We start from the raw sequence: 12,399 nt of genomic DNA, 5'->3' as shown, positions 1-12,399 counted from the left end.
CTTTTCTTTTACCTACTTATCTTTGGAAAAAGCTTTCTAATTCCCTTATCACTTCATCAACTTCTTCTATAACGAACGCATGGCCTGCATCTAAATCTCTAAAAATGACATTAACGCCAGCTCTCTTTAAATCCTCTAGTAATGTAGTCGTCATTTCCCTTGTAGTTAAGACATCCTTATTTCCCCACAAAAGAAAAGTCTCTGCTTGAATATGGTTTATTTCTCCTGTTCCCGCAGCTGCATCATTATCAATATCAGTTATATTAAACACATTAGCTGCATGTGCAACATCCATTATATTCCTTTGTTGTATTGCTGCTTCTATATATCCTTCAAACCGTTCTCCTAATGCCTGCCTGCCTTTAACAAACATCAACTGTTCTATCGCTTCGGTAAAAAAAGCAAACTCTTTCATCTTCTGTGCTTCTACCAACCTATTTAACATTGGATCTTTTTCTATTGCTTCTCTTGTTTGATAGCGCTGATTGTTTTCATCATAGGCTGGATATCCACCGGCTGGCATGGAGGCGAGCAAAACCATTTTTTCTACAAGGTTTGGATACATTGCTGCAAATTGCATCGCAATACCACCTCCATTTGACCAACCGATGATTGTTATTTTATTTAAAGAAAAATGATCACAAAATAATTTCAAATCATAAGCGAATGTCTTAAAATCCTTTATTGGCTGATTGTAAGTAGATCGGCCATAACCTCTTAAATCCGGAGCATAGACCGTATACTTTGAAGGTATTTTCTCCAAAAATACGTCCCAATGATTCGCTGAGGCATAATTGCCATGAATGAGAAGTAGAACCTTCTCTCCCCCATCCTTTTTCAGATAATCATACACTTCACCGTTACTTAACCTGCATTCCATTTAAACACCCCTACTTTCTCCCTTAAGCCTCTCATACTATTCGATTAAAGCTATCTTTATTCCTTTTTATGTTAAAATATTACATAAACATTCTAATAAAAAGGAGAGATTGTATGAACGTTGAACTCATACGTTTTAAGGTTAAAAAAGGAAAAACAAAAGCTGTAGACGAATGGTTACAATTCCTTAATCATCATATGAAAGAAGTACTCCTCACACTTGAAGGAGAAAAAATGTATATTGAAACGATTTTTCGCGAAGTACAAAACGAAGATGAATATCTTTACTGGTATTCTGTTCAAGGTAGGGACGGGATTGAAGTGACTGAATCCACACACTGGGTAGATAAAAAACATCTTCAATATTGGCAAGATTGTATAGATGAAATCTACAAACCCGTTAATTTAACTACCGAAGTCGTTATGATCCCAGAGAAAATCAGAGCAAATATGACTTAGCTTAAATAGACTAAGCCCTTTTCACCTTCCGTCCATATAAGAAGAACGAAATGAGCCCTAATACGGTATATAATATAACTGCATTCACCAAACTACCTACCTCAAACCAATACGAAACCGGAATTATTATCGCAGCGGATGAAAAGATAAAGCCTATAATCATCTGCTTTTTTAAGCGCGCGCAAATCATACCTTGGATAATAAAAGCTAGCGGAAAAAGGACATAAATCCCTAATAATAGGATTTTGCTAAACGGAAAAAATGAACATATCCACGTAAATATAAAAATACATATAGAGGGAAATAAAACGCGAAAAAACATCTTCATGTCAGTGTTCATCCCCTTCTTTTTACAGACAATATGATAGCCTTCCACCAAAACCACAATAAAACAAGATAACCGAAAACACTATACAACGCCCATAGTGCCCCATAAGAAAGCTCATGAAGGAAAAACTCCCCTTCATTCATTTCTTCACCGCGACCAATAGCGTTGAATATAGAAATAAAAGGGATTGTTAGAACAAAAAAGATGACAAACAATGCTGTTTTTCTACTTTGTTTCCTCCATACCATTCTTAACGCCATCATAAATGAAATAAACAGAAAGAGATAATACAATAGCCAAAACCATAGCGGTAAACTCACCATAAACATTCCCTCACCCCTCTTGAGTGTAATATTACACTAAAAGAAATTTATTGTAAATAATTTCTTTTTATGTCCTAAATTCACCACTTTTAATTAGGCGCATACACTAAACGATATAACACCTGCCCCAAAATCATGCATAATAAAGTGAGGAAAAGTCATGAGATTCAGCTTTTTATCCCCGGTTTATAATAGTGAACAATGGGTTCGCTCGATGCTTGATAGCATTCCTAAAGAATATGCCGATGAAATCATTGTTTGTGATGACGGATCAACCGATCAAACATTATTGATGTTAAAAGAATATCAACAACAGTACCCTCAACTAAGAATCTTAGAAAATGGGGAAAATCGTGGCGCTAGCTATTCGTATAATCGTTGTATCGAAGCCGCAACTGGAGATTATATTGCCATCATTGATAGCGATGATATTTATTTACCAACCATTCGCGAAGTACTCGCTAAAATAGATGGTGAGTACGACATTTATTATTACAGCATGGTGACAAAGGATGGCCAGCTCTTTCAAGCAACGGAAGAAAATTATCGTGAGTGGTGTGGGCAATTTAGGATCATTAAGAGAAGCTGTGTGGGAGAGGCCAGATTTTCTGAAAGAACGGATATGGCGGGGGACTGTGATTTTCATCAAGCGCTCTTAGACCAAAACCCTTCAGTGCACATAACAGGGATTATCGCTTACTGGTATAACTATCCACGAATAAACTCCGAATATTATTTATACTATTTTGGATTAAAGTAAACCCACTGTGGTAAATGACAGAAAGGTGCGCTCCATACTTATGTTTAAAAATAAAACGCTATTAATTACAGGTGGAACCGGCTCGTTTGGTCATGTCGTGTTAGAACGTTTTTTGCATAGTGAAATAAAAGAAATACGTATCTTTTCTCGTGATGAAAAAAAACAAGACGACATGCAAAAACAGTACGCAGATGGAAGAATCTCTTATATCCTCGGCGATGTTCGGGATATGAGTACTTTATTACCAGCTGTGGACGGGGTTGATTACATTTTTCATGCTGCAGCCTTAGAACAAGTACCCTCATGTGAGTCACATCCGCTAGAAGCAGTGAAAACGAATATTCTTGGCACCGATCATGTATTAAGTGCAGGCATACAAGCAGGGGTAAAGAAAATTGTCTGCCTATCAACGGACAAAGCAGCCTACCCAATTAATGCAATGGGAATGTCTAAAGCTTTAATGGAAAAGACATTTATCGCTAAATCGAGACAAGCTAACGCTCGTGGTACCATTATATGTGGCACAAGATACGGAAATGTCATGGCATCAAGGGGATCCATCATTCCGCTTCTCATAGAACAAGTAAAGGAAGGAAAGCCGCTAACTGTTACGCATCCTTTAATGACCCGTTTTATGATGAGTTTAGATGAGGCTGTCGAACTCGTATTGTACGCTTTTGAGAATGCTTGTAATGGGGATATTATGGTACAAAAATCGCCTGCTGCCTATATTACAGATTTAGCACAAGCGATTAAAGAACTTTTTCATGTTAACCTTCCTTTAGAATTAATTGGCACACGGCCGGGAGAAAAGCTCTATGAAGTTTTACTAACAAAAGAAGAAGCAGCGAAAGCCATTGATCTTGAAGGCTTCTATCGCATTCCTCGAGATACCAGAATAGAAACTGATACAAACTCTGTAGAAGAATATCACTCCAATAATACTTATCGTCTCTCTATAGCTGAACTAAAAGAAAAACTACAATCATTATCCTATGTTCAGAAAGAGCTAAAAAAATGGAAAAGGTTAAATTAATATATTTGACCGCTCCCTATTTTTCGTGAGTTGAGCGCCTTCATTGACCAAGTTAATAATCGCCAACTCACTAACTATTCTTATATATACTGAATTTATAGGGATATCCTACCAACCCTCTAAAGGGAGGTTGTTGTTTGATGTCGTTTCTGATAAATTAGGATTCAACATGACTAGCATAATGAGGAGTTACATACATGGAAATACAAAAAAGTAGTACGATGATACAATCCTTGCAAATAGGCATTTCTATCATCGAATTAATCTATCAAAAAGATACCCCAATGAAATTCTCAACCATTCAAGAAGAAACCGGTATTACGAAAAGTAATTTATATAAATATTTAAATACACTTACACAATTGAACATGCTCTATCGAGAAAAAGGGACAAACCTGTATTACCTTGGCAGCAAATTGATTCAATATGGTACAGCCGCCTTTGGTAGTCGTGATATTGCCGATGCAATCACTCCTTATATGCAGGAACTTTCTTCGCTTACTTCCTGCACCGTTTCGTTTTCATTATGGACAAACAACGGACCAATTACGACAAAGATTTGTCATTCGAATGAACCACTTCATATTGGTACACAACTAGGCGGAAGCTTGCCACCAACATCTGCCGCGGGGAAGATTTTCTTAAGTTTCTTAAACCCAGTACTGACAAAAGATTGGCTTGGAAACGGGGATGCGATCGATAACGCAGAATGGCAAATGATTCAACAATCGAAAATATCCTTCGCTACCGAACCTTTAATTCCATCAATTTCTTCTGCTTCCGTCCCTTTGCTAGACTACCAAAATCAATTACTCGGTGCAGTGACTGTTGTTGGATTTAACGATAAGATGCCTAAGGAAGCAACGGATCCGATGAGCAAGCAACTGCTGAAGTTTCACTTACAAGCATCGTCTATGTTTGGCTATCGATATAAACAAGGAAAAAAATTGAACAATACTGATTGAGCGTTCAATCAACCGTTTTAACATCTAGAAAAATAAAATACTAGCGAGAAAATTAAGTTAAATTTTTAAAAATATTCTTTTCTACGAATAAATTGGAGTTTAGCTTCGACTTAGACGTACATTTGCTAATATAAGCACTTTACTAACTATCAACCTACAAAATAAGTCCATTTATTGAAAAAGGCCGCCATAAACAAAGATGACGACCTTTTTTATCTTAGTTCATCGTCAATCCATGATCAACGACTAGATTTTGTCCCGTAATCGCTTTAGCGCCTGGAGAGGCTAAGAAAACAACTGCTTCTGCTACGTCTTCTGGTTTTGTCACACGGCGGATAGCAGAGTTATCAGCCACAATCGCAAATACCTCAGGGGTAGTAACAGCACTTGCATCCGTTGTTTCTAATAATCCACCGGAAACCATATTCACATTAATATCATACTGTCCGAGCTCTTTGGCCATATTGCGTGTAAAGCCAATTAATGCCGCTTTGGCTGTTGTATATTCATGGTAGGCAACGACTGGGTTCTGGTAAAGATTCGTGCCAATACCAATCACACGGGCTTGCTGTGAATCCTTTAGAGCCGGAAGAGCAGATTGAACAACATTTAAGCTTGCTTTTATCGCGCCTTCAAACTGGGTTTGGTAGCTAGCCCAAGATAATTCCTCTACTTTCGCCTGTGCCACAGGATCAAATTTAAATTGAACTAATGCATTATTGACAACGATATCCAAGCGGCCAAAATGAGCAATTGTGTCTGCTACCATTGCTTTTACTGCTTGATGATCTCTAACATCAGCTTGGATAGCCAATGCACGATCTTGCCCGATTTGTTCAACTACTGCATCGGCTTTTTCTTTATTATTATAATAATTAACGACTACCTTGTAGCCTTCCTTACCGAACTTTTGAGCAATTGCAGCTCCTAATCCACGACTTGCTCCTGTTACTAACACGACTTCTTCTCTCACGCTATTCCCTCTTTTCAATAGATGTAATTAAAAATGTTCAGGAAAACAAAACAAAAGGCTCCCCGAAAATGGAGAGCCTACCATACGTATGCATATAGTTGGAAGATGCTCCCTACGATCGTCTTAACGAACAGGTTCTAAGGGTCAGGTTTTAACCTTCTCAACTCATTTTCTGAGTCCCCCTGCAACAATTTTTAATTATTTTTAGTTTAGCATACAAATAGTTTCCTAGCTATGAATCGAAGTTCAGTTCTTAATTGACCATTTCCTTTATGTTTCTCACCATTGTTTTAAACGGGGATTCTTATCTAAAATCGATTCATATTGTTTCTCATTACCGTAGAGGCTATTCGGGTCAAGCAGCTTATATCTCTCATACTTTTCTAATCGATCTTTTTCTTTTGCCCAGCCTAAATGCTTGACTCGTATTGTGGATAAACTGTGGGTAAGTTGGAAGATGTTTTCTGGAAATCTCCCACAATGTTGAGGTGTTTCTTTCCAGACAGGCTGAAAGGTTGATTCAACTCTTGCTAGAAATGGACGGTATAAGAAATGTGCTTGCCAGTATTCATCTTCACGATAATGGTCTTCATCCCACATATCATACAGTCTAAAACAGTACAGGTCGATAGTATCCTGTTTAACAAAGTCATCAATATAATCAATAAAACTCTCCTCAAACCATTCATCTGCATCAAGATTTAATACCCAACCTAAAAAACAATTCGTTGCTTCTAACCACTGTTGTTTTCTTAGTTCCACTTCATTGGCAAACTGGGAGCTTGCATTCTTGACCAATTTAATTGGCATACCTTTTAGTTCTTGCAAGAAAATCGATATAGTCTGATCAGTACTAGCATCATCTATAATCACAGCTTCATCGATAAATGGCTTTACTTTCATTAACATCGTTTGTAAATAACGACCTTCTTCATTCTTCACAATCATCGATAAGCGAATTTGATGGCTTTCTGCTTTTTCTGGATAAATAGGTAGTTCGCTATACGCATACTGACATTTTTCTTTAAATGCGGGTATGCCTGTAAGGTCAGATGATCGATAAATATGATAAGCTGGGAGATGTGTGTCTACATGTAGATCCAGTCCCAATGCCACTGCTCTCACACAAAAATGTCGATCTTCTCCCCAAAAACTGAGATTTTTAATTTTACTAAAATGAACACCTGCTAACAAAGCCTTCCTGCTAATTAGCGTGCACGCACCTAATCCTCCTACTTCATAAACACCTGGAGTTTGTAACTGTTGAATAAAGGCCTCGGTTTGAACGGCCTTTTCTTCGTCTGTTATAACACCTTCATCCGCCTGTCTCCAGTGGGTATATTCATCTGTTAACCACACTTGCGGATAAGGAATTGTCCCCTCTTGCCAAGCCGTCCAAAATACCTCTGAAACAATTTCTTTTTTCGTGGAAATAAGTGTATGAAGGGTATCCGGGTGTAAAAGCAAATCAGAGTCAACTAAAAACAAATAATCAAATTCTTCAAATTTTGCCTGCTCAATAAGCATATCTTTGAAGCGAGCAACCTTCCAGATGAGAGCATCATTCCAGAAATGTGTAAAGTCGGTGCGAATATAGATACTATCTTCTTTTGCGGATAAAATCGCAACATCGTTCTTCCATCTGGCAAAATGACGTAGTAGTCTACTTGATTCTTCATTCTGATTATCATCTATGAAAAAATAATGAATCTCCATTGTATCCGTTTGTAAATTAGCTAACGAAAGCAGAAACTCTTTTAAAATATCGGGATCTTGATTAATTGGACTACCAATGAGAATTTTTGTATTAATCATAAGCAACATTAACGTTTATTGACAAAATCGTTCACCTCTCTACACTATATTCTCACCATGATTTGCTTGTGTAGTGAAATCAGAAAAATTGTAGCCAAAACAAAAAGCAGAGAGTCGTCAGAATCTCCCTGCTCTAATGATGGTGTATATAAGAAATAAGAACATTAATATCGCAATGACGAAGCCGATTTCTACTGCTGGTATATTCCATAGGAGAGATGATTGCCTGCCAAGGGCGGAACCGATAATTAAGCCTACCATTATAATGCAAAATGCCAGCAACACGATACTAAATGCTAGCCGGTTGCTGATACGGTCAATTCTCGTTAGAAATTTTTCACTGTTTGGCAAGTTCAACTCGAGCGGGATTTTTCCCTTTTTGATAAGAGCAATCAAATCTTTCAAATTATACGGTGCTTCCTTAAGAATATCAAAATACTCCCCGATATGCGCTAGCGAATCTTTCGCCAAATGATCAGGACGATATTTATTAACAATTAATCGTCTACCAAAAGGCTCAGCAATTTTTAAAATGCTTATATTAGGATCAAGTTTTTCAACAATACCTTCCATTGTCAACAATGTTTTCCCCACTAATGTTAGGTTTGTTGGGATATGTATATGATGTTGATTGGCAACGGAAAACAAATCATTAACCGCCTCGCCAATTGATATTTCACTAAATGGAATATCATAGTATCTTTCTCTTAGTAAATCAACATCAATTTTTAAAAGTTCAACATCGACATCATCTTGGACAATTCCCATTTTAGTGATGGCTTTAATGACTCCATCGGTGCTTTGCCGCAACATGGCAATAATTAATGATGCTAAATTTTCTTTCATATCCTCAGTTAAACGTCCAACCATACCAAAATCCATGAAAACAATCACATTTCCTGGTAATACACAAATATTACCTGGATGAGGATCCGCATGGAACACACCTTCCTCTAATATCTGCTGGAGGATGCCTTCAACGATTCTTTCGGCGATTAGTTGTTTATTAAATCCTTGTTCCGCCAAACTTTTATTTTCAAGGATGCCGCAACCTTCAATATATTCCATAGTTAACACTTTTTTCGTCGTATATTTCCAGTATGTTTTTGGGATTTTATAATGATTATTGTCTTCAAATTGATTGGCAATTTTATCGGCGTTACGACCTTCAAGTAAATAATTCAACTCATTTAACAATGCTTTAGAAAATTCTTTCATCATTTCCACTAACTGATATTGCGATGCCCAATGTAGCCTTCTTTCTGCAATTTTAGCAATTTCTATCAAAATTTCTAAATCTGTTCTCATGGTCTTCTCAATATCAGGCCGTTGTACCTTAACAGCTACTTTTTCACCAGAATGGAGAACACCATAATGGACTTGACCGATAGATGCCGATCCTAATGGCTCCTCTTGAAATTCTGTAAAGAGGTCATGTAGTTCTTCCCCTAGTTCGGTTTCAACAATTTTTTTTACCTCTGCAAATGAAAATGACGGAGCATGTTCCTGCAATTTTTCCAATTCCCTAATGATTGATTCCGGAAAAATATCTGACCTTGTACTCGCAATCTGACCAACTTTAATAAACGTCGGTCCAAGCTCTTCTAAAAACAGACGAACACGTTCACCTGTCGTCTTTTCATGAATTTCCTCTTGCTTTCGCATGAACATACGTTTAGGTAGTGACAATACTTCATGCAAGCCTAATTCTTTTAAGAGATAACCAAAACCGTAATGAGAGAAGGCTACGGCAATTTCACGATAGCGATGAATATGGCTCATCTTTGGTTTGAAAATGGCAAAAACCTCCCTTAATCCTCTTCTCGATGTTTTGCCTCAAGTGCTAGAATCCGTTCCTCTAACCTTAAGACATCATCCTTTGTAGCGATATTCAAATCATGCAATAAACTTGTCATTCGTTGATGGGCTTTGTCGTCTATCTGCGTTTGCTTCTCTTGGCCTTTCGTCCTTACCTCCTGCATAAAATCCTTCGCTTCCTGTTTTGTTAACTCTCCTCTTTTCACTAACTCATCCATCATTTCTTGTGCACGGTCTTTCCCTGCTGCTGCTAAACCTAACCCTAACATCATCCCTTGTTTTATTGGATTTTTCATCTCATTTCCTCCTTTAATAAATGGCAGATTTTCACTAACATTATTTTACCCATTTTCAAGTGGATTAAGCATGAAAAAACATATATCACAAGTGTACTAACAGATGGGATATTCAGTGATAGTTAAAATGAATCGAAGAAAATACAATGCTTCACAGACCTTCTTTTTTACGCTCTTGTCCATCCCTAGAAACTAGATAAAGAGTGGGCAAGTCGGATTTAAGCGGAATTGGTCACGGAATTTGCGGATGAATGGCGATGTCGGATTTTCCGATTTACACGCAATTTTATTTTCAAATGAATAGTGGGCATGTAATGCGATCTTACGCTTGTCTCATGTCTCAAGCAGCTTCCCTTTTTCCATTTACAAATTCACACCCGATTTCTACTTTATTACGAACAAAACAAAAACCCCGTACAATCATATGTACGAGGAATGTTTATGATGCTTGATTGTCTTTTTTCATCATCAGACAAAAGAAGATAATAAGCGTGAAAGCCGTTAATGCCAAGAAAGGAATGGTGATAAACCCGAGCCAATTGATATATTGGCCACTACATGGTACACCGTTTGAACATGGGGTGACCTCAGCGAGTCCAGGCACTTTTTGTACAAGATAATGATAGAGAGAAATACACCAGCCAATAAATGCCATTGGTAGCGCAAATCTTCTCACAGAAATATCTTGGTAGAACGTACCAATCCCCAAGATTAAAACGAGTGGATACATGAATATTCGTTGATACCAACAGAGCTCACAAGGAATAAACTGCTTAATTTCACTAAAGTATAGACTGCCTAATGTTGCTATGAGTGCGACCACCCAAGAAAAATACAACATGATTTGATTTTTCTTCATTCTTATCCCTCTAACTCTTCTTCAATCAAACGTTTGATTGAATCATAATCAAATGGATCTGTCACCATTTTATCGTTAATCATAATCGTCGGTGTGAGCTGGACTTCATATTCACCTACGAGTGATGTGTCATGATTAACCGCCTCTATTGTTGCGCTTTTTTTCATTTCTGCCAATAGATCTTCTAGTGGAATTGACGTCGTTTCTGCGACGACTTCCTCTAGTACTTCCGTTGTTAACCAGACAGAATCATGTTGACCACTCTCTGGCTGCTTAGCAAACAAACCTTTATGGAATGCCCAGTATGCATCAGGTTCCAATAGATGAACAGCTTCGGCTGCAACTGAACCTAATTTAGACTCATCCCCATGGAAGAGCACATTGATATAAGAGAAATTCACTTGATTCGTGTCTACATAATCTTCCACTAATTGCGGATAAATGGTCTCACCCCATTGTTTACACGCTGGACATTTAAAGTCGCCAAATTCTACGATTTGTACAGGCGATTCCACCTTGCCTAAAACAGGCTGTCCTTCAATAGGGGGCGCATTTTCAAAAGATGTATACTCATCCTTTTCATTTCCTTGATTGTTTATGAACACCATGATAACAACTGCGATAACGACAATAATCGTAATAAAAAATAATAACTTCATCGGTTGGAATTGATTTTTATTTGTGCCCATGCTGCTCTCCTTTATGTAGAGGTATCACTTTTAAGAATAATATATCCTTATGCAGAAAGTAAGGAATTTCCGTGAAGTCAATATGAAGTTCGATTGACTTGCTTACTCCAAGCATCAAAAGGGAGCTGTGATTGATTTAGTGTCAATTGTACAAACGGAAGACCTCTATCTTTCGGGTCTATGCCAATCTCTTGGTAAATAAAATCATCATCAAAAAGCGCTTTTGCCGCATCTTTCCGATCCGCTGCGTAATACACATTTTCCAAACGCGCCCAGTAAATCGCACCTAAACACATGGGACAAGGCTCACAGCTTGTATAAAGAGTACAGCCTGTTAATGTGAAAGATTGTAACTTCGTACATGCTTCCCTAATAGCCATTACTTCCGCATGCGCCGTTGGGTCATGAAGATCTGTTACCCTATTCACACCTTTGGCAATCACCTTCCCGTCCTTTACAATGACTGCTCCGAAAGGTCCTCCTGCATTTCCTACGTTTTCTACTGCTAGATGTACTGCCTCTGTTAAAAATTGTTCATGATTACTCATCTCGTCCCTCCCATTTATTTAGGCTTTTTGTTTAATACCATGAGATTCTAACAGGATTTGCAACTGTTCATAAGCCTCTATTGAAGTAACTAGTAAACTAACCTGACTCGAACGACCTGAATGAAGCTTCATCTCAAAACCATCATTTACTTTTTTATCAAAACCAAAATGACGGTTATGAATATCAATAGACTGAACTTCATAAGAATCAATTTTATGCCAAGGGATATACTTTAGCCCTTTAACAATCCCTTTTTGGAGAAAAACTAATTGGTTAAACAGAAACTCCATTTGAAAAAGAGGTACAAGTAACAGCAGATAATTCGAAACATCTAACTGATCGGAAAAAACAATAAACATGATCGCGATAAACACCATACATGTGATAAAAATATAAGTAAAGATACTGCCCTTCTGACTAGCTACCTTTGGCTCTGCTATCGGTCTTTGCGGCTCAATACGTATGTCCTCTAATACTTCATCTGGCAATGGGAATACCCTATTTTTCTTAATCTTAAAGAAAACATTAAATAAGCGATAATAATAAAAAAGTAATAGCATAAGCAGTAAAATAGCAAATAACCATTTCATTCTATTCACCCCCTCTTTTATTTATGATTATTCGCTTCATAGCTTCCTTGGAAACTAAAA

The 12,399-nt window shown here is 37.5% G+C and carries 14 protein-coding genes and 1 riboswitch; of the genes, 4 read left to right on the top strand and 10 right to left on the bottom strand.

The genetic code is table 11. The features are described from left to right. Nucleotides 1-16: 16 nt before the first annotated feature. Entirely contained in the window at nucleotides 17-880 is an 864-nt protein-coding gene (locus LG276_RS02165) for an alpha/beta fold hydrolase (RefSeq protein WP_251162987.1), read from the bottom strand. Nucleotides 881-993: 113 nt separating this feature from the next. Between LG276_RS02165 and LG276_RS02160 the strand changes: the two genes are divergently transcribed. Next, the gene (locus tag LG276_RS02160; RefSeq protein ID WP_251162988.1) at nucleotides 994-1,338 is read left to right on the top strand and encodes a DUF6176 family protein; all 345 of its coding nucleotides are present in this window, start codon (nucleotides 994-996) and stop codon (nucleotides 1,336-1,338) included. Between the two features lie 336 nt (nucleotides 1,339-1,674). Here the strand turns inward: LG276_RS02160 and LG276_RS02155 are convergent, their stop codons facing one another. Then, nucleotides 1,675-1,995 (bottom strand): hypothetical protein, encoded by a 321-nt coding sequence (locus LG276_RS02155; RefSeq protein ID WP_251162989.1) that lies wholly within the window; start codon nucleotides 1,993-1,995, stop codon nucleotides 1,675-1,677. Between the two features lie 154 nt (nucleotides 1,996-2,149). On the opposite strand from LG276_RS02155, the gene LG276_RS02150 reads away from it, so the two are divergent. The 3 genes from LG276_RS02150 (at nucleotide 2,150) to LG276_RS02140 (ending at nucleotide 4,750) form a co-directional block, all read left to right on the top strand. Then, on the top strand, nucleotides 2,150-2,749 hold the full coding sequence (locus tag LG276_RS02150; RefSeq protein ID WP_251162990.1) for a glycosyltransferase family 2 protein: 600 nt from the start codon (nucleotides 2,150-2,152) through the stop codon (nucleotides 2,747-2,749). 40 nt (nucleotides 2,750-2,789) lie between these two features. Next, a complete protein-coding gene (locus LG276_RS02145; RefSeq protein ID WP_251162991.1) occupies nucleotides 2,790-3,785 on the top strand; it encodes a polysaccharide biosynthesis protein in 996 nt (331 codons plus the stop codon). Nucleotides 3,786-3,982: 197 nt separating this feature from the next. Then, nucleotides 3,983-4,750, top strand: coding sequence for an IclR family transcriptional regulator (locus LG276_RS02140; protein ID WP_251162992.1), 768 nt, complete (start codon nucleotides 3,983-3,985; stop codon nucleotides 4,748-4,750). Nucleotides 4,751-4,967: 217 nt separating this feature from the next. Here the strand turns inward: LG276_RS02140 and LG276_RS02135 are convergent, their stop codons facing one another. The 8 genes from LG276_RS02135 to LG276_RS02100 form a co-directional block, all read right to left on the bottom strand. Continuing rightward, entirely contained in the window at nucleotides 4,968-5,723 is a 756-nt protein-coding gene (locus tag LG276_RS02135; protein WP_251162993.1) for a 3-oxoacyl-ACP reductase, read from the bottom strand. 92 nt (nucleotides 5,724-5,815) lie between these two features. After that, a riboswitch (TPP riboswitch) is annotated at nucleotides 5,816-5,917 on the bottom strand. 85 nt (nucleotides 5,918-6,002) lie between these two features. Then, on the bottom strand, nucleotides 6,003-7,538 hold the full coding sequence (locus LG276_RS02130) for a glycosyltransferase family 2 protein (protein ID WP_251162994.1): 1,536 nt from the start codon (nucleotides 7,536-7,538) through the stop codon (nucleotides 6,003-6,005). 117 nt (nucleotides 7,539-7,655) lie between these two features. Further along, nucleotides 7,656-9,320, bottom strand: coding sequence for an AarF/ABC1/UbiB kinase family protein (locus LG276_RS02125; RefSeq protein ID WP_251162995.1), 1,665 nt, complete (start codon nucleotides 9,318-9,320; stop codon nucleotides 7,656-7,658). Between the two features lie 29 nt (nucleotides 9,321-9,349). Beyond that, on the bottom strand, nucleotides 9,350-9,652 hold the full coding sequence (locus LG276_RS02120; protein WP_224938221.1) for a phasin family protein: 303 nt from the start codon (nucleotides 9,650-9,652) through the stop codon (nucleotides 9,350-9,352). Between the two features lie 439 nt (nucleotides 9,653-10,091). Continuing rightward, nucleotides 10,092-10,511 carry a disulfide oxidoreductase gene (locus LG276_RS02115; protein ID WP_251162996.1) on the bottom strand — a complete coding sequence of 140 codons (420 nt, stop codon included), beginning with the start codon at nucleotides 10,509-10,511 and terminating at the stop codon, nucleotides 10,092-10,094. 2 nt (nucleotides 10,512-10,513) lie between these two features. Beyond that, nucleotides 10,514-11,200 (bottom strand): thioredoxin domain-containing protein, encoded by a 687-nt coding sequence (locus LG276_RS02110; RefSeq protein WP_224938223.1) that lies wholly within the window; start codon nucleotides 11,198-11,200, stop codon nucleotides 10,514-10,516. 77 nt (nucleotides 11,201-11,277) lie between these two features. Continuing rightward, nucleotides 11,278-11,748, bottom strand: a complete 471-nt coding sequence (locus LG276_RS02105; RefSeq protein WP_251162997.1) for a nucleoside deaminase — start codon at nucleotides 11,746-11,748, stop codon at nucleotides 11,278-11,280. Between the two features lie 18 nt (nucleotides 11,749-11,766). Continuing rightward, nucleotides 11,767-12,339, bottom strand: a complete 573-nt coding sequence (locus tag LG276_RS02100) for a hypothetical protein (protein ID WP_251162998.1) — start codon at nucleotides 12,337-12,339, stop codon at nucleotides 11,767-11,769. Between the last annotated feature and the right edge of the window lie 60 nt (nucleotides 12,340-12,399).

It is taken from the genome of Cytobacillus kochii (assembly GCF_044790165.1).
In the GTDB taxonomy this organism is placed as follows: domain Bacteria; phylum Bacillota; class Bacilli; order Bacillales; family Cytobacillaceae; genus Cytobacillus; species Cytobacillus kochii.
This window is presented reverse-complemented; position numbering and strand designations above follow the sequence as displayed.